Annotated in this window: 15 protein-coding genes; 2 read left to right on the top strand and 13 right to left on the bottom strand. The window is 28.8% G+C overall.

The features are described from left to right. Window positions 1-16: 16 nt before the first annotated feature. From HMPREF9225_RS02825 to HMPREF9225_RS02775, 11 genes are all read right to left on the bottom strand, one after another. Window positions 17-820 carry a KilA-N domain-containing protein gene (locus tag HMPREF9225_RS02825; RefSeq protein WP_040551288.1) on the bottom strand — a complete coding sequence of 268 codons (804 nt, stop codon included), beginning with the start codon at window positions 818-820 and terminating at the stop codon, window positions 17-19. 189 nt (window positions 821-1009) lie between these two features. Continuing rightward, window positions 1010-2530, bottom strand: coding sequence for a recombinase family protein (locus tag HMPREF9225_RS02820; RefSeq protein ID WP_008901419.1), 1521 nt, complete (start codon window positions 2528-2530; stop codon window positions 1010-1012). Continuing rightward, window positions 2523-4265, bottom strand: coding sequence for a recombinase family protein (locus tag HMPREF9225_RS02815; protein ID WP_008901418.1), 1743 nt, complete (start codon window positions 4263-4265; stop codon window positions 2523-2525). Before HMPREF9225_RS02815 ends, HMPREF9225_RS02820 begins: the two co-directional genes overlap by 8 nt. After that, on the bottom strand, window positions 4258-5976 hold the full coding sequence (locus tag HMPREF9225_RS02810; RefSeq protein ID WP_008901417.1) for a recombinase family protein: 1719 nt from the start codon (window positions 5974-5976) through the stop codon (window positions 4258-4260). The genes HMPREF9225_RS02815 and HMPREF9225_RS02810 overlap by 8 nt, the downstream gene beginning before the upstream one ends. A gap of 98 nt (window positions 5977-6074) precedes the next feature. After that, window positions 6075-6242 (bottom strand): hypothetical protein, encoded by a 168-nt coding sequence (locus HMPREF9225_RS02805; RefSeq protein ID WP_004838473.1) that lies wholly within the window; start codon window positions 6240-6242, stop codon window positions 6075-6077. Window positions 6243-6709: 467 nt separating this feature from the next. After that, the gene (locus HMPREF9225_RS02800; protein ID WP_040551287.1) at window positions 6710-7117 is read right to left on the bottom strand and encodes a sigma-70 family RNA polymerase sigma factor; all 408 of its coding nucleotides are present in this window, start codon (window positions 7115-7117) and stop codon (window positions 6710-6712) included. Between the two features lie 381 nt (window positions 7118-7498). Further along, window positions 7499-7723: a FeoC-like transcriptional regulator gene (locus HMPREF9225_RS02795; protein ID WP_002841646.1), complete on the bottom strand. Its 225-nt coding sequence runs from the start codon at window positions 7721-7723 to the stop codon at window positions 7499-7501. Between the two features lie 13 nt (window positions 7724-7736). Beyond that, window positions 7737-9758: a ferrous iron transport protein B gene (gene feoB, locus HMPREF9225_RS02790; RefSeq protein WP_008901415.1), complete on the bottom strand. Its 2022-nt coding sequence runs from the start codon at window positions 9756-9758 to the stop codon at window positions 7737-7739. Between the two features lie 3 nt (window positions 9759-9761). Continuing rightward, window positions 9762-9986: a FeoA family protein gene (locus HMPREF9225_RS02785; RefSeq protein ID WP_002416391.1), complete on the bottom strand. Its 225-nt coding sequence runs from the start codon at window positions 9984-9986 to the stop codon at window positions 9762-9764. After that, window positions 9973-11721 carry an ABC transporter ATP-binding protein gene (locus HMPREF9225_RS02780; RefSeq protein WP_008901414.1) on the bottom strand — a complete coding sequence of 583 codons (1749 nt, stop codon included), beginning with the start codon at window positions 11719-11721 and terminating at the stop codon, window positions 9973-9975. The genes HMPREF9225_RS02785 and HMPREF9225_RS02780 overlap by 14 nt, the downstream gene beginning before the upstream one ends. Next, entirely contained in the window at window positions 11714-13480 is a 1767-nt protein-coding gene (locus tag HMPREF9225_RS02775) for an ABC transporter ATP-binding protein (protein WP_008901413.1), read from the bottom strand. Before HMPREF9225_RS02775 ends, HMPREF9225_RS02780 begins: the two co-directional genes overlap by 8 nt. 229 nt (window positions 13481-13709) lie before the next feature. Between HMPREF9225_RS02775 and HMPREF9225_RS02770 the strand changes: the two genes are divergently transcribed. Both HMPREF9225_RS02770 and HMPREF9225_RS09750 read left to right on the top strand, forming a co-directional pair. Continuing rightward, window positions 13710-14687: a helix-turn-helix transcriptional regulator gene (locus tag HMPREF9225_RS02770; RefSeq protein WP_008901412.1), complete on the top strand. Its 978-nt coding sequence runs from the start codon at window positions 13710-13712 to the stop codon at window positions 14685-14687. 28 nt (window positions 14688-14715) lie between these two features. Beyond that, complete coding sequence (locus HMPREF9225_RS09750) at window positions 14716-15372, top strand: 4'-phosphopantetheinyl transferase family protein (RefSeq protein WP_008901411.1); 657 nt, start codon at window positions 14716-14718, stop codon at window positions 15370-15372. A gap of 26 nt (window positions 15373-15398) precedes the next feature. Here the strand turns inward: HMPREF9225_RS09750 and HMPREF9225_RS02760 are convergent, their stop codons facing one another. Together HMPREF9225_RS02760 and HMPREF9225_RS02755 are read right to left on the bottom strand one after the other, a co-directional pair. Continuing rightward, the gene (locus HMPREF9225_RS02760) at window positions 15399-16673 is read right to left on the bottom strand and encodes a U32 family peptidase (RefSeq protein WP_008901410.1); all 1275 of its coding nucleotides are present in this window, start codon (window positions 16671-16673) and stop codon (window positions 15399-15401) included. 94 nt (window positions 16674-16767) lie between these two features. Further along, a partial coding sequence (locus HMPREF9225_RS02755) for a non-ribosomal peptide synthetase (protein ID WP_008901409.1) occupies window positions 16768-18628 on the bottom strand: 1861 nt, incomplete at its 5' end.

Genomic DNA, 18628 nt, shown 5'->3' with positions numbered 1-18628 from the left:
TTTATATACAAAACTATTATTTTAACTTTTTTATACGTTCACTTTCTGTTAGAATCCTCATTTGTTCAATAGCAATTGAATTTAATTTTTCTATCCTTTCAGTTGCATCCATTCCCTCATTTATAAAAACAGCATTTAAGTTCTCAAGATTTGATAAACACACTAATTGTGATATATCAGCATAATCTCTCATATTTCCTTTTAACTCAGGATTATTTTCACGCCATTCTTTTGCTGTCATTCCAAACAAAGCTACATTTAATATATCTGCTTCACTTGCATAGATATAGTTTATTCTTTCCTTTGATAATTTCTCAGGGACAAGTTTATTCTTAATTGCATCTGTATGAATTTTGTAATTTATCTTAGCTAAGTTCCTCTTGATATCCCAACCTAATTGTTTTTGCTCTTCTTCTTTTAAGCGCTCAAACTCTTTAATAAGATAGAGCTTAAAATAAGGTGATACCCACGACGCAAATTCAAAAGCTATGTCTTTATGTGCATATGTTCCACCATATCTTCCTGCTTTGGCAATAATTCCGATAGAATTCGTCTTATTGACCCATTGTTTAACCGATAAAATAAAACGATTAAAACCTGCTTCATTTTTAATTCCCTCGAATTCGGTGGAATTAAAATTCGCATTATACATTTCTTCCCATATTCCTAAAAATTCAATTGTATTTTTATTCCTTAGCCATTTTTCTATCAGTGCCACACCATTTTCAACATTTCTAACCATGTCGGTTAAAGAAATATAATCTCTATTATCTATGGCAATAATGCTAATTTCTGATCCTTCCACATTTATTTTAGACACAAAAATCACCTCACAATATCTCATTTTAACTATAATTATATCATTTTTTTGTTTGTTCCTAAATCTTTACCCTATCAACTCATAGTAAACAGTACTATTTATTTCCGCAAATTTTCTCGCCATTATTTACATTTTGGCGTATTAAAATTAAAGTTGGCGAGATTATGAGTTACTTTTAATACTATTCATCTATATTTCTACAATTTCTATTTCTCCACTTCTTGATACAATTATCTTATCAATTTTATTGTCTAAATAAGCCTTCAATAAACTTTCTTCGTCTAAGACTGTAATATCCGTTTCTTTCCTTGGATCAATCTTCTCTGACTTCAATTCTTCCAATTTACTCTCCAATAATATCTTTTTATCTTGGATAAAAGTTTTTTCCTTTAAATAGTCCTCTTTTGAAATATTTTTCTTTTTATAGTTTTCATAGATGATTTGTAAATTACTGTTTAATATGGATATTTCCTTTAAAATCTCGTCTTTCACATTCTTGTGTTCTATAACTTTCTCTTCATTTAATGTGTTTTGAATCTTAAAATCTTTTAATTTGGGTTTTATAAGTTCAATAATATCTTTCTCTTTGATATTGTTTGGTGTTTTCTCAGCTTTACATAAATTACAATAATAACTTTTATACTTGTATATTTTATCAGAATTCTTCTTTTGTCTACTGTCACATCGTAAACTCATATGTCTACCACATTCTTTACAAAAAATCTTATCAGAAAAAATAGAACGATTTTTGTTTCCTGTATATCCCCCAAAACTTCGTTTTTCTTTTATTTTCTTAACCTTATCAAACACTTCTCTTGAAATAATCGCTTCATGGGTATTTGGAAGTATTTTCCACTCCTCTTCAGGAAGTAAAATTCTTTTTCTTCCACCTATTTTTGTTTCTTTGAATTTATTATATACATAATCTCCTGTATATAGTTCGTTCCTTGTAATCTGTGAGATAGCTGCATTTGTCCAAACTCTTTTCTTTACCTCACTTCCAGTAATTAAATTTCCAGTATAATCAGAAAGTTTCAGTTCTTCTTTTCGTTCAGAGCGTGTAATATAACCTTTTTCATTAAATATATTAGCCACTTGAATACAGGAATATCCTTTTAGCAATAAATCAAAAGCTTCTTTAACTATAAAAGCTGTTTTTTCATCAATGATGATACTATGTTTATCTTTAGGATCTTTAATATATCCAAAAGGTGCTGCCCAATTTATATTTTTCCCCTGCGATTTAATTTGCTTAATAGAACTTCTTACCTTTTCAGATAATTCCTTACTGAATAAATCATAATACAATGTCTTAAACTGTGTATCTGTATCTAAGCCATTACCTTGTTCTTTTAAAGAATCATAGTTGTCATTAATAGCAATAAATCGTATTTTTAGAAATGGTAATATATTGCTTAAGTAATCCCCAAGCAAAATATAATCTCTTGAAAACCTAGACATATCTTTTACAATTATAGTTCCTACTTTACCAATCTTTATATCCTCAATAAGCCTTAAAAATGAAGGTCTATTTGTATTAGTGGCAGAATATCCATCATCTACATATTCTTCTATTTCACAACTTTTTAAAGATGTTTCATTTTCAATGTAGCTTTTTATATAATCTCTTTGATTTGCTATACTTTCACTTTCATCTACTTTGTGATAATCTTCTTCAGAAAGTCTTAAATATATAGCTATCTTATTCATGCTCTACCTCCAACTGCTTTCCCACATCTTTATCAAGTTTAAACTTAAAATATATGGTAACCTGCTTATACTCTGATATTTCTATATGGCTAATTAATGTATCGACCAATTCTTTATCAACTTCTATGCTTTTAGCATCCAAGCAGCAAAATAGTACATCTATAAATTCTATAATTTCTCTTTTTTTCTTTTTTATATTTCTTATTCTATCATCAAAAACTTTTAATTCATTTTTTAAGGTTTTTATTTGATTATTTATTTTTTTACTTTCTATTTTAAAATCACTTAAAAGAACCTCTCCTTTAACATAGTTTTCATATTGTTCTTGCAGATTGATACTAAGAGAAGCAATCTTTTTATTATTTACATCTGTTTTTATAGAAACTTGATTTATCTTTTCAGCACTTATATTTTCTAAATATATTTTTAGTTGTAATCTTTTATCCTTTTTATAAAAGCATGAAAACAGTCTTTTTAAGGTATCTACTAAAATTTTGTCGAGGTCTGTTTCGTATATTCTTACATGAGATTTTTCTAAGTTTAATCTGTCTCCACCTTTACAATAATAGCAATAGCAAATCTCATCATGATATTTCAGTCCTCGTGGTCCATATCGTTTTTTCAAATATCTTCCACAAACACTGCACTGTATGAGGTCATCATACTTTCCTTCTTTTTTATAATCTCTTTGAATTTTTATTCCAACATTTTCTTTTCCGTCTTTTATTATGTTTTTCAGTGAATGGTAAGGTAGATAGTTTTGTTTTTTCTCCTTTATATCTCTGATATTTTCAAATGTAGTTTTGTCTATCAAACCTTCATGGGTGTTCTCTGTTATAATCCACTCTCCTTTATCACGAAACTTACTTTTCCTACTTGGATCATGTCTATTTGAGTATACTCTTTGAATCAAATTCCCAATATATACTTCATCAGAAAGCATTTTTGATATATGAGAAATATCCCATTGTTTTGTATCGTCTTTATCCTTAAAAATTTTACCTGTTCTTTTATATTCATCAGGTGTTGTATATGTTTTAGTCAATTCTCTTGCTATTTGCATATTGGATTTTCTTTGACTTGCCATATAAAAGATAAGTCTTACTACATCTGCTACCTGTTCGTCCATCACCAGAACTCTTTTACCATCAATTTTATCAACCTTATAGCCATACGGAGCCATCGCTCCTATAAAAGACCCTTGTTTCATTTTTATTTCTTTAGAGGCTTTTATTTTCTTTGAAATATCTTTTGCGTATAAATCATTGAAGATATTTTTTATTGCTATTTCATAACTCTGATCTGATTTTATACCGTCTTTAGTATCTAGATTATCATTTACGGAAATAAATCGAACTCCCAAAAATGGAAATACTTTTTCGATATAGTTTGAGATTTCTAAATACTCTCTACCAAACCTTGACATATCTTTTACGATTATACAATTTATCCTACCTGTTCGGATATCTTCCATCATTTCAATAAATGCAGGTCTTTTAAAATTTGTTCCAGAATACTCATAGTCCTTGTACACTCTTAAAATCTTTATATCTTTTTCGTTTGCAGCATTTATACAAAGTTCTTCCTGCATTTCAAGTGAATTACTTTTATCCCTGTAAGCTTCCTTTCTTTCCTGTGATAATCTAGCATAAATACCGGCAATGTATATTTTTTCAATCACTTTTCCAACTTCTGTTTCTGATTGTGATATATGCCTATTTTTTGTTCTAGCCACAGCATACCTCACTTTCAGCACTTACAAGACTTTTATTCATAACAGTGGGGATAGTTTTTGACTTCCTGCTTTTATCGATACTTTTCTTTTTTATAGTGTTAGTTTTAATATCAGGCTTATCCGTTTTTGTCATTTCTTCAAGTAAAGACAATTCTTCAGTATGATTAAATCTAACATCTATCGTCTTATATTCAGAAATAAAAATTTTATCAATAAGCATCACAACAGACAATCTATCTATTTCAGATAAATTTTTATACTTGTTAATGTCGATGATCCAACTCTTATTTTTGTCAATCTTCTCCTTAGTATCTTCCTGTTTTTTTAATCTATACTCGATACTTTCATCTAATTTAGTCAATTTCTCTGTATAGTTTTTCCTAAAAAGTTGATATTCTTCTTTACTAATAACATCTTCTTTTAGATCAAGGTATAGGGAAGATAAGAGTTCTTCTGTCATTGCTTTTTCTCGTTTTAGTATAGGAATTTGATTGTCTTTCAAATTTTTATTTATATCTATACGCTGAACTTTAGAATATAGATTTTCATTAAATTCAATGTAGGACTTCATTATTTTAGATACTGCTTTTATCAAGGTTTTTTCTTTTATGCTGTGTCTTGTGCAAGATTTTTCCTTGTTGTACTTTGAACAGATATAGAATATCTCTTCTCTTTTTTTATACTTTACAGTCCTTCTAATCAAAGAACTTCCACATTCTTTACAAAAAAGCATTCCTGTAAAAATATCAATTTTGTCCTTTCCACGAGAATTATTCAAATCTCTTTTTAACATAGTATTTGCAATAGTAAAAACTTCTTTACTTATAATTGCTTCATGGGTATTTTCTGCTCTTATCCATTCTTCTTTCTCTTTTTCTATCTGCTTTTTATTTTTATAACTTAAAGTAACACTCTTTCCCTGTAAGGTATTTCCAATATATACTTCATTTTCTATAATTCTATTTACTGTCTTTGCTGACCAATTTCCGCCTTTTGTATTTTGAAATCCATTACACTTAAATCCTTGACTTTCTTTATATTTTCTTGGAGTTAAAACTCCTAAATGATTTAGTTCATCTGCAATTGCCTTTGAGGAATATCCCAAGAGTTTCATATCAAATATATTTTTGATAATATCCGATATCTCTTTATCAATCACTAACTTGTTTTTATTCTCCTCAGACTTTTTATATCCATAAGGTGCAAAAGCACTGATAAAGTCTCCTTTTTCTCTTTTTATCTTTTGAGAGCTTTTTACCTTATTGGAAATATCTCGGCAATAACTATCATTGATGAAGTTTTTTATAGGAAGTATAAGGTGTGTATCGTTTATATCTGCACTTTTACTATCGTAATTGTCGTTTATAGATATAAATCTTATCCCGTTTTCTGGAAATATTCTTTGAATATATTTTCCTGCTTCTATATAATCTCTTCCGAATCTCGATAAGTCCTTTACAATAATTGTATTAAACTTTCTAGCATAGGCATCCTTTATCATTTCTTTAAAATTGGGACGATCAAAATTTGCACCTGAATATCCATCATCAACATACTCTTTGATCATTGTAATTTGATTTTTTCTTGCATAAGAGTTTATAATTTCTCTTTGATTGGATATAGAGTTACTTTCTGTTTTTTCGCCATCTTCTTTTGATAATCTTAAATACATAACTGCCAAATTTTCTTTTGCTAAATTGTTTTTAAACATAAAAAAGCCTCCTTTAATTCAATTTACATACAATAAATCGAACCAAGGTTAGGCTTCCACAAAAATATTATAACGCTCCTTATATTTTTTGTCAGCCCCTAATAGACAGAAATTTTTTCTTTGATGTATTCCTCTACTAAATTTTCTAAACTAAATCCATTTTCATTAAATTTAACTTCTATATTCCAACCATCAATTTGATTTATCATCTGTTTATCTTTTTTATCTGTTTTCATTTCTGTATTTATATTATGTTCATCACACATAATATCTTCTCCTTATCTTTAATTTTTTTAAGTTTTTTGACATTAACAGGCGTGTAGGCCACGACATTGGAATTTCACCACCGCCCCTTTTCAAGATGAGCCGGCAACAACTGTAGAAGTATCATTATCCCCATTTGCTTCAATGCATCAGTTTCCTAGGCTGAATATATAATTTCTTTTTGTCGCTCGTTTTCTTTTATCCTTCTTTTAACTAGAGTATTTATTTAAGCCGAAATCCTTATCAGCAGAAAAGTCATGGCGAAGAAATTATAAAGCTCCACAAATGGTTAATGTCCTGTCTTGGTCTATTCAGTTGTCAAGGTTCAAATCTATATATAACGAGGTATAAAAGTCCCTCTATATATAAACCTTACTTTCAGGACAATTTTTAACACTTTTTTGAATATTTTTTGAAAAATTTTTAAAAAATAGAGGACAGAGATATTTTCCCCTGCCCTCTAGTTGATTTACCTATCCAAAAGTTTTCTCAGTTTCTCTAAAACCTTATTTCTTAATCTACTGATTTTCATCGGATTTGTATCTTCTTTCTTTGCAACTTCTGTGAGAGTTTTATCCTCAAAATACAGTGATTTAATTAGGTTTCTCTCTTCGTCATTTAGACTGTCTAATGCACGATACAAATCTTCTATACGCATTTTGGTTTCAATGATTTTTTCAACATCAACTGTATTATCTGCAATATCTACAACACTTATATTATAATCTCCAAAATGAAACACCTTATGCTTTCTATCTAATCTTTTCAAATGAGCTTCATGATTAAGCTCTTTTTTATATGCTCTATACACTTCATCGGAAACATAGAACTTTTTACCTTTAACATAAATGTATTTTTCTTTATCATTATCTGACATACTTTGGTCCTCCTTTTTTAACTCGTTTTTCGATTTTTGAGCATAAAAAAAGGAGGTCCTCGACATTTTGACATGCGAAGACCTCTTGAATGTAACCAATTAAAAGCTCTTTGACTTTCTATATATTCAGTTTTTAATACTTTAAAAAGGGTAAAAGATGGAAATCAGATTTGCTTTAGAAAAACATAAAATATACTTATGATTTTTTCTTGATAATAAAAATATTTTACCCATACTATTTCCCTACTTTCTTCCTTATACTAAATATTCCCCCTTAAAAGTTTTGTTCATCAAAGTTAGATGTTAAAGAACTATATTTACTAGCAAATATCTCAATTGTATAACATATATATACCATTTAAAAATTGTCTATGGAATACTTCAAAGAATCTCCCAACAATCACCATCTTCAATAGAAATCTTGCATAAATTGCACTTTTTATTTTCACAATAAGTATTTTTTTGAATTTTCCTGATATAACCATTATTTTCTAGATATTCTATTTCTATTTTTATATCATCAAGATTTCTATTAGTTAATTCACATAATTCTTGCAAACTATACACTCTATTTTCTTTAAGAAGTTCCAATAATTGTATTAACACGTTTATTCCTCCTTTAAAATATAAGCATTCCTATACGATATACTACAGCTGATATTACCAAAGCAGATAAAATATAATACATTGCAATTTTTAGAGTCCATTTTCTTGAATGTGTTTCCTGTGCAGTTGCTGCAAGAGCCATCAAACAAGGCATATTGAAGAAAAAGGCAAAAGTAAATGCTAAGGCTTCCGGCTTTGAAATCATTGTCAACATATTATTGCTTAGAATAGCGGTATCTACTGTCCCTTTAACCTCAACTGCATGCCATATTCCTGAAGAAGTAAATAATGATGCCATTACTCCTAATGCCGATTCTTTTCCCATTGCAGAAGCAACAAAAGCCATAAATAATTGCCATGGTAACCCAAACAATCTTGTTACAGGCTCTATAAATGTTCCTACTTTATAAATAAGGCTGTTAGCTATATTTCCATCAGGCGTATAGGCAAGAATCCAAAATATAACAGAAATAAGGATAATGATACTCAATGCCCTTTTCAGTACATTTCCCATCCTATTCATTACAGAAGAAAGTAAATTTTTCCAATGTGGCTTGTGATATGGTGGAAGTTCCATAATCATTCCAAAATGTTCACTTCCCTCATAAAGCGATTTTCTGAAAATCCTATATGTGATTAGTAAATGTAGAAAAGCAACTGCAAATAGGCTTAATATCACAAATACTGCCTGTTTTCCGAAGAATGTTCCTGTAACAAGCCCGACTACTCCCCATGTTGACCCGCAAGGGACTACCCAAGATAATGCAATCGTCATAACCCTCTGTCCCCATGAATCAATTACTCTCGTTCCTGTGATTCCACCTATATTACAGCCGAAACTTAACAAGAACGGCATAATTGCTTTTCCTTGCAATCCTAATTTCGACATAGTGTTGTCAAAGACATAGGAAACTCTTGCCATATATCCTACATCTTCCAAGAATCCAAATACTAAGCTAATTCCCAATACATAACTTGCCATTTGCAATGCAAAAGTAATTGCAGTCATTACGGCTCCACACAAAAGTGAAATCAGCCAATTTGATACTCCAATGGCGACAAGCCCCTTTGCCAACAATGTTGATATTTTAGGTATAACAAACCCAAATAACCCCATTAGCGGAAATCCGATGAGCATAGAAGCAACTAATCCTAAAATGATAACTCCGATAGCCATAGGTTTTCCGAAAGCTTTACTTGTGGCTATACGATCAAATTTGCTTCTCTTAAATACTCTCTTTTTCTGAATAACATTTGCATTGATAAGTTTATCTATCCATTCAAATTTACAATTACCGGTTATTAAATTGCCATTTTTTATGCTTTTTAATACGTTCTCTATTTCTTCAAATTCGACTTTTTCAACATTATCTTTTACTAACGCAATTACTTTTGCATCCTGATCTAATAATTTTCCGATAATCCACGACTTTGAAAATACACCTATACCTTTATCAGGGATATGTTTTTTTAATAGCTTATAGTTATCTCCAACAATATTTTCATATGCCCTTTCTAAATTTTCGTCAGATAAAATTTTTCCTCTATCTGAATGCTCCAGAAAAGCATAAAACTCTTTGTATTCCTTTTTATCTGCCGCAACGATAGGAATGACAGGTATATTCAAGGATTTTTGTAACCCCTTTATATTTATATTTTTCCCTTGACTTGTAGCAACATCCATCATGTTCATGATTAAGACAACCGGAATATTTATTCCAATGTAGTCAGAGAGCATAAATAGACTTCGATTTAATTGTGAAGCATCTGCCATAATAGCAATTAGGTCTGCGTTCCCGGTTTCTATATATTCTCTTGTTATAACTTCTTCCTCTGAATTTGCTGATAATCCGTAAGTTCCTGGTAAATCCACAATCGTATAATTGGTATCTTTATACGAAAATTCGCCTTCTTTTTTCTCAACGGTTTTACCCGGCCAATTTCCAACATGTTGATTTGAGCCTGTCAACCCATTAAACAAAGTCGATTTTCCAGAATTAGGCTGCCCCAGCAAAGCAATCGTTATTTTCTTCATATCTCAAAGTACCTCCATCATTATTTTCTCTGCCTCTATCTTATTGACAGCTATCATCGTATCTCTACAATAAATGAGAATAGGTTGCTTTTTATAATTCTGGATAACTTCAACATCGCTTCCGACAGTTATTCCGATAGATATTATTCTGCTTTGAAAATGTGTATCACCAATAATTTCAACAACTTTACCTTTTGTCTTTTCTTTCAAAGTACTAAGCCTCTCCATAACTATTCTCCTTTATTATCCACTTTTTCGCTCTTTCCTGTGTATTTACCATTTCATAGTAATGTCCTTTTTTTCCATAGAGTTCATTATGATTTCCTTGTTCTTCAATTCTTCCGTTATTTATCAAAATAATTTGATTAGCGTTTTTAATGGTATTCAATCTGTGGGCAATAACAAAAACTGTCTTTCCTTGCATTAAATGCTCCAAAGCATTATTGATTTTAGCTTCATTATCAGGATCAAGAGAAGCTGTAGATTCATCCAACAAAAGAATTGGTGCATCCTTCAGAATCGCTCTTGCAATAGCAATCCTTTGTCGTTCACCGCCGGATAATGTACTTCCTCCATCTTTTATTTCCGTTTCATATCCATCCTTCATTTTCAAAATAAATTCATGGCAACAAGCTAATTTTGCAGCTTGATAAACTTCTTCCTTTGTTGCATTAGGTTTTCCAACCCTGATATTGTTATAAACAGTATCGGTTAACAGTACATTATCTTGAAAAACCTGACTAACATATTTAAGCAACACATCAGGTTTTATGGATTTTATATTTTTTCCACCAATTATAATTTCTCCACTATTTACATCCCAAAATCTTGCAATCAAATTAGCGATTGTAGTTTTTCCTCCACCGGAAGGACCAATTAAAGCTGTAGAAGTTCCTTCTTTTGCTTCAAAAGAAATATTGTTCAGAATCGTTTTATTTCTATCATAAGAAAAATTTACATTCTTAAATTGAATATCAAAATTTTCTAATTCAACTTCATTTTCAGAATAAGGCAATGGCTTCGTTTCATAAGCTTTCTCAAGATTACTTGCAGCTAATTTCAAATCTTTCAATAGTCCATAGGAATGTTGAAAGGCAATAAGAAGTGCTGATAATGCTAAACTCATAAGCATAAAAGCCACAAACTGTTCAGTTCTAACACTACCATTTATAAGCAAATATCCTCCTATAAGAAGAACTATCGGAAGCAAAAAGTTAACTGTGATAAAGTACATACTTGTAGGTAACGCCATTTTCTTTTCTGCGTTTACGCTTGTCTTTCTAACATTTTCAAGTGTATTTATCATTCTTTCAAAATGTTCACTTGTCATATTAGCTGACTTAAACGCTTTCATACCTTGAATGTACTCTAAAATAATAGAAATCATCTTAGAATTTAAATTTCTTTTTCTTGCCCCGTATTTTTCTATCAATTTGTTGCCCCATATCAACATAGGATATGCGATAAGCAATACTAAACACTCTAATAATGCGAGCTTCCAATCGATAAAAAATGTGCCTAATAAAATCAATATTGCTGTAACTGCCGTTTTAATAACCGATGGTAAAGTGTGCGTTATGATCAGTTCAAAACTACTCAAATCCTTTGTAAGAGTTGATAATAGATAACCACTACTATTTTTTTGGAAATGACCAAGGCTCAAACTCCTATAATGATTTGCTAAATCCAAACGCATATCTCCACACATTTCAGCTCCTCTTGAAAAGCTCAAATAGTATGCATGCCTATAAATCAGTATCCTTGCAATCATACTGATGAAACATATTACCGTATATTCTATGATTAAGGTTTTAGTTAATGTATTTTGCAATATATTAACAACGGTAAAATAGAGCATTAAATACAAAACAATGCTTCCTATCGAATCAATAACCATTAGAAAAATCGGTAAATACAATTTTTCTTTTTTATCTTTCAGAAGTGTTCTAATAATCTTAAGCATTTGCACTTACCCCCTCTCCAAAGTAATCTTTTGTGTATGTGTTCCACATACTTTCATAGACCCCTTTTCTTTCTAAAAGAGTTTTATGTGTTCCAACCTCTACGACTTCCCCTTCATCAAATACAACAATTTGATCTGCATTCTTAATAGTATGCAAACGATGAGCAATCATAATGATTGTTTTATTTTTCAACAAGTTTTGAAGTGCTAACTGTATCTGGTACTCATTTTCTATATCTGAATAGGAAGTTGCTTCATCAAAAATAATAATTGGAGAATCTTTGAGTATTGCCCTAGCGATTGAGATTCTTTGTTGCTGTCCACCTGACAATTTCACCCCTTGATCCCCGATTCTTGTCTGATATCCATTCGGTAAACTCATAATAAAGTCATGAATTTGTGCTGCTTTTGCAGCCTCAATAATCTTATTTTCATCTGCATCTGTTCCCATACGAATATTCTCATAGAGAGTGTCCTCCAAAAGAAATACATCTTGAAAAACAAATGATGTAATGTCCATCAAATTATCTATTTTTAATTCATTGATCGGTATGTCGTTAATTTTAATTGCTCCACTTGTTACATCCCAGTACCTCCCAATCAATTGTGCAGCAGTTGTCTTGCCTGCACCGGAAGGTCCCACAAAAGCATTTATTGTATTCGGTTTTAAGGATAAATTTATATGTTGTAATGCTTTATTTTTTGTTTCTTCATCGTCATAACTGAAAGTAACGTCTTTAAAATCTATTTTCATACACTCATTCTTGTTTATGATTTTTGTTCCGTCTTTCAATTCATCCATATCCATTATTTTTTTTATGTTATCCAATCCGCTTCCAAGCTCCATAGATTGCATAAAGATTGTTACCATATTTAAGAACGAAACAAAAAAGCACATTGTAAGCATAATAAATAGCAAATAGGATGTTGCTGATAAAGAATTTCTCAAAAAGAAATATCCTCCGAACGGCAATGTAAATAAGATTGCTGAATCCAAAACCACTAAAGTTATTGATAAAGGATAGCAAGAGCTCATACACATCTTTTTCCAACAAGTAATATACGCATTCAATGAGCTTCTATATTGTTCAAATTTTTCTGCTGTTAAATGATACATTTTTATTACAGGCATAGCCTTTATAAATTCGTTTGCCGAAGCATTTAAATCAGCAATATCTTCGGATAGCTCCGTTGACATATCCGGATAATTTTTCATTAGCATCATAGGAATTCCTAATCCCAAAATCATAGGAATAAGCATAACAAGTGCCATCATCCAATTTAATTTCAACATGAAAATGAACATAATAACCGGAACAACTGCTGCCTGAGCTAATTCCAAAGTGCTATGAGCCAAAAAATTTTCAACTCTATCTACATCATCAAACAACAATGTTTTAATTTCTCCGGGGGCATGCTCTTGGAAGAATCCCAAATTAAATTTTGAAATATGATTTACAACTTTCAGCTTAATTCTGTGTATTGTGTTAAAAGCTGCTGTATGAGATAAAATGCCCGCAAAGGACATTAGTATTGCTTGCAAAACAGCACTTATAATTCCTATACCTGCCCACATTAAAATTTCTGTATACAAAATATTTTTCTGAAATATCATTAGTAATATCTTGTAAACTACAAAATAAGGAACTAATGATAAAGTCGCAGAAATGACAGATAAAAACATTCCTAAATGTAGCTTTTTTCTCTCATCTTTTGCTAATTGGAATACATAGGAAATTCCCATTTTCTTTTTTTCCATTTCTAGATAACATCTCCTTTAAATAAATTTATATTTAGTAATAATAAATATCAATAGTATTATACTATCTTTTTCTGCGAAATTAAATCTTAGTATCGTAATTTTTAATTTTGTATAAAACCTCTAAAATTAAGCATTATTTAGATATTTTAAATTTTATTTTTTATAAGAATGTGATATAATAATATAAGATATTGATACTATATTTTAATACGTAGGAGAAAAAAACATGGAAAAAACTATTATAGATTACTTATCAAATTTAATTAACATAGCACCTTTTATTTCAATACCTGAGCTATCATCCAAAAATGATCAAGTATACAAAATACATCCTAACTATGCAATCGGAAAATTTCGTATACTTAAATTCGATGGAAACCAGCTGTTAATTTTAATTGCTGATTTCACTCCAAAAGAAACTATTGAAAAAGTGACAGAAGTGTCAGAAAAATATCTTGAAATTAGTCAATTTGAAACAAGTAATAGTTCTTTTAAGATTGGTGGAAGAAGAACAAATTCAGTAGAAAAGGGAATATATTATTACTTAAACACTGAAAAGAAAACATATACTTATTGTGAAGCAAATAAACCAGTAAAATTTACTAAAATAATTCTTACCAAAAAATACTTTGATACTTTTTTAAAATTAAGATATGAAAATATTGAATATAACAAGACAAAGATGGTAAATAATAATTTATTAAAAATCCAAAATTCTCCTGAGTTAAATTTCATTTTTCAACAAATAAGACAAAGTCAGGTAGAAGGAAAACTACTACAACTCTACCTCGAAAGCAAAATAATGGAACTTTTATCTTTTATCATTTCTAGTATGGATAAAGCGGATAATAATATATCTGTAACACTTACTAAAAAAGATAAGCAAAATTTAAGAAAATCAGTTGCTGCAATGAAAAATGATTTATCAAAACACATAGATGCCTTTAATCTTTCTAAAATCGCTTTAATGAGTCCCGCTCGTTACCAATTAGCTTTTAGAAAATATTATGGTGTGCCACCATATGAATACTTAAAAGAATTAAGATTGAATAAAGCTCTATTACTACTAAAAAATCCAGAAAATAATATCTATAATGTAGCTGAAAAAGTTGGATACAAACATGCTGGACACTTTTCAAAAGTTTTTAAAGCTACTTATGGAATTCTACCAAGTCAATACAGAAAAATGATTTTTTCAATTTAAATTCCAAAATAGGGGGGGGACTATTAATTTGATAGAAATATATTTTTTAGAAATTGAAAATTTAATTTGGACAGATATAGATAATAATTTATTAAATCATATTTCAGAAGAAAGAAAAAATAAGGTATTCAAATTCTATAATATAATAGATCGTAAACTTTGTCTTTATTCTGCCCTCTTAACAAGAATGATATGTTGTAAGAAATTAAGCTTATCTAATAAAGATTTAGGTTTTTATACACTAAAATATAAGCCGCTTTTAATTAATGATAGTAGTATACATTTCAGTATATCTCATTCGCAAAATTTAATTGCTGTGTCTTTTTCAGAAAATAATATAGGTTTGGATATTGAGAGAATACAAGATGCACCTTTTTATTTGATAAATTATATATTTCATCCTTACGAGTGTGAATATATTAATAAAAACAATAATTTAAATGAACTTAGATTTTTTGAAATTTGGACAAAAAAAGAAGCTTTTGGTAAATATACTGGTTCGGGATTGGATTATAATTTGGAAGAATTTAATACTATATCAAAAAAAGTAAAGAAAAACTTTTATACTTCTGTTTATAAAAATTATATTTTATCTATATATTCAAAAAACATATCTACAATAAAATTTATTAATATCACAGAAATAGATATTTTTTATTTTTTCACAAAAAAACACATCCTATAAAATCGTTTTAGGATGTGTTTTTTAGTTTATGGAATAAACATTTGGCTATCGTTTAATGTTTCGCCAACTTTATCGCAAATATCTAACCATTCTTCAGTTTCTTCGAAATCATTACTCACAACTTTACCAGCCCATTTGTCACAATAATAGCAATACATATTGGATTTATTTTTATCTTTCATACAACCACAAATTTTATTATTACAATCAAAATTATCAATGAATTTTTCAAAAAATCCATCTAATTTTTTATTATCAATATAAATATTGGGTAAATTAAATATACTTGCATACCTCATTAAATTCTTTTCATTAAACTTATGAAGTCTTCTTAAGGTTGATTCATCTTTATAATTAGGTCCACTAATCATTTCTTCAGCTTTCGGCCACAATAAAATATCTAAAAGATTTCCTTCATAACTTCTATTAGCATATGCAGTTACTACTCTAGACAAGAATTTAGTTGATTTTGTTCTCTCAACCAATTTTATTGATAAATCAAAATTATCAACTTCTTCACATAACTTTTCATAATATTTTAAATCCTCAGGTCGTATCCAATCGGAACTAATTAGATTATAACTATTTTTAATTTTTTCATGTAAACATTTAAATATACAATAGTCTATATCTCCGTATACATTGCTTTCAGAGCAACTAATATGTCCTTGAACTGTTCCATGCATAATACTATATGGACACATATGTAGACATAAATTATTTGCAATTAATCTTAAAGTAACATTTTTATCTTTTGTAAATTCTAACATTCTTTTTAATGTTTTAAAATCTCTATTGTTATGATGAGCCAATGTTATTTCATCAGCTCCTAAATCAATCCATCTTTTAATTAAATTTAAATCAAAAACATACGAATATAATCCAATGGTTACTTTCATTTTAGGAAATTGTTTTTTTATTAGCTCACATAAATATGGAGAGTTTACTGTAATTGCATCAACACCAATACTTTCTAATTGTTTTATAAAATCTACAATTTTAAAATGACTAGCTATTTCTAATTCTTTATTCTCCATACACATTGGATTAATTAGATAATTAAATGTCAACTTATTTAAATGACATAATTCTATATATTTCTCTAATTCTTTTATGCTAACATCAGGTAAAAAAGCTGAAGCTCTTCCACCTCCCAATAGGTCAGTTTTTAGCTTTCCAAAGACCGATTTAAATTCATTACATTTGTTATTTTTATTTATAACTCTAATTAATTCTGGATCAAAATTAGTACCAACATCAAACGTTAATTGTTTTTCCCTAATATTATTATCTTTTTTCATGACATAAACCTTCTTCCTTAATATTGAATGAGTAAGTTAAATATGATGATATTAAACTTTTACCATCATATTTAACCTTTTTATAGTTGCTAAATTATTTTTTGTCTAAAAATCCCCTTTCCTTACCATGCGAAATCAATTTTTTTATCATAGTACCATCTGGTTTTTGCCAATAAAAATCTAATTTATTCAAAATTATCTCAGTCTTATCTTTCGCAAATTTAAATATAGTTCCATGATGCCAAGGAAGATACTCTATATAAGTAATCAAATTATTAATTTCTCTAATTATTTCATAATTTTTATTATCTTCATACTTTGTAAAAATATAATCAATCATATCATCATATTCTTTTAGTTCAACATATTCTCCAATTTCATTTAAATATTTTCCAAAATCAGTAAACGAAATTAGTTTTGTGTTTTCAATATGGAATGTTTCGTTTTTAAAATTTCTAACCGTAGATAATAAAAATATAGCTCTAGCTGCTTTATCTACATATGTTAAATCAACAGTATTTTGATGAGAAATAGGAAGCATTCCTATTCTAAGAAAACTCCTAGTCAAAATATAAAAGGCACTTTCATTAATATTTTTTTGAAATTTACCCGTTTCATATTCACAAGAAATATTTCCCATTCTAAATATAGTTACATCCATACCTTCTTTTCTTGCAATATTCATCAATTTTTCTGCTTCATATTTTGTTTTTGAATAGTTATCATCAATTTTTTGCCCTTTTTCAAAATCATTTTCTGAAAATAAAACTTGATTAGTATTTTTAATTGTTCCAAACCCTACATTCTTTGTTGATATGTGAAATATTTTGGCATTTTTAGTTTTCTTAGCAAACTCCAATATATTTTTACAACCCTCGACATTTGTTTTATACATTTTATCGTACAAACCCAAATGAGAAACTATAGCAGCACTATTAAAAATACAATCTATTTTTTGAGTCAATTCAATAAATTCGTTATCATTTATTCCAAGTTGATTTTTTGTTATATCTCCTAATACAATATTAATTTTATCATCCCATTCTTTATTGTATTTATCAAAATATACGAGATTTTCAATTACTCTTTTTTTAGCTGTTTCTTTATTGTTTCCTCTAATCAATAAGTGTATATTAGAATTTGTATTTTTTAAAAATTCATATAAAATATGTGTTCCTAAGAAACCTGTTCCACCAGTAATAAATATATCTTTGTATTCATTCTTATCTCTAATATCTAACTGCTTATATACTTTAATTTTATCTAAATATTCATTATATTCATTTATCACATTGTCATCCAAATTCATAAACAGGTGTTCTTTTTCTTTAAACTCTTCCTTCAATTTTCTAAAATAAATTTCTGGATTTTTCTTTTTTAAAATTTTACTTAATGAATATGCATTTCTATATCTATATAAATCTTGCACATTAAGTTGGTATTTCTTAATCAGTTCGGCATAAACTTTTAATGCAGAAATTGAATCACCCCCTATTCTAAAGAAATCATCATATTTACCAATATTATCCATATGCAATATTTCTTTCCAAATATCAACAATCTCCTTTTCCTTTTCTGTATCTATTTTAGAAGATTTCATATTAATAATCTCTGGTTTTTGTAGTTTCTTCTTATCAACTTTCCCATTAATATTGACTGGTATAGATGATATTCTCTCATAATACTGAGGTACCATATACTCTGGTAAACTTAATGATAAAAATTTACGTATTTCTTCTTCATCAAAAATATCTTCAGAAATTATATAGGCGCACAAATATTTTTGACCTCTATCTTTTTCCCAATCAACTACCACGCAGTTATTTATATTTTCGTATTTAAGAAGCTGATTCTCTATCTCTCCTAACTCAATCCTATGCCCACTTATTTTGACCTGGTGATCTCTTCTTCCTAAAAATATGATGTTCCCATCTCTATTCATGACACCATAATCG

The organism is Peptoniphilus duerdenii ATCC BAA-1640, assembly GCF_000146345.1.
Taxonomy (GTDB): Bacteria; Bacillota; Clostridia; order Tissierellales; family Peptoniphilaceae; genus Peptoniphilus_B; species Peptoniphilus_B duerdenii.
The sequence above is the reverse complement of the archived record's forward strand: the minus strand, read 5'-3'. Positions and strand labels throughout refer to the sequence as shown.

Excerpts from the sequence above, each read along its gene's own strand:
- HMPREF9225_RS02810 (WP_008901417.1), bottom strand. The coding sequence starts at position 5,976 with ATGTTTAAAAACAATTTAGCAAAAGAAAATTTGGCAGTTATGTATTTA.
- HMPREF9225_RS02820 (WP_008901419.1), bottom strand. The coding sequence starts at position 2,530 with ATGAATAAGATAGCTATATATTTAAGACTTTCTGAAGAAGATTATCAC.
- feoB (WP_008901415.1), bottom strand. The coding sequence starts at position 9,758 with ATGAAGAAAATAACGATTGCTTTGCTGGGGCAGCCTAATTCTGGAAAA.
- HMPREF9225_RS02780 (WP_008901414.1), bottom strand. The coding sequence starts at position 11,721 with ATGCTTAAGATTATTAGAACACTTCTGAAAGATAAAAAAGAAAAATTG.
- HMPREF9225_RS02775 (WP_008901413.1), bottom strand. The coding sequence starts at position 13,480 with ATGGAAAAAAAGAAAATGGGAATTTCCTATGTATTCCAATTAGCAAAA.
- HMPREF9225_RS02805 (WP_004838473.1), bottom strand. The coding sequence starts at position 6,242 with ATGTGTGATGAACATAATATAAATACAGAAATGAAAACAGATAAAAAA.
- HMPREF9225_RS02770 (WP_008901412.1), top strand. The coding sequence starts at position 13,710 with ATGGAAAAAACTATTATAGATTACTTATCAAATTTAATTAACATAGCA.
- HMPREF9225_RS02800 (WP_040551287.1), bottom strand. The coding sequence starts at position 7,117 with ATGTCAGATAATGATAAAGAAAAATACATTTATGTTAAAGGTAAAAAG.
- HMPREF9225_RS02785 (WP_002416391.1), bottom strand. The coding sequence starts at position 9,986 with ATGGAGAGGCTTAGTACTTTGAAAGAAAAGACAAAAGGTAAAGTTGTT.
- HMPREF9225_RS02760 (WP_008901410.1), bottom strand. The coding sequence starts at position 16,673 with ATGAAAAAAGATAATAATATTAGGGAAAAACAATTAACGTTTGATGTT.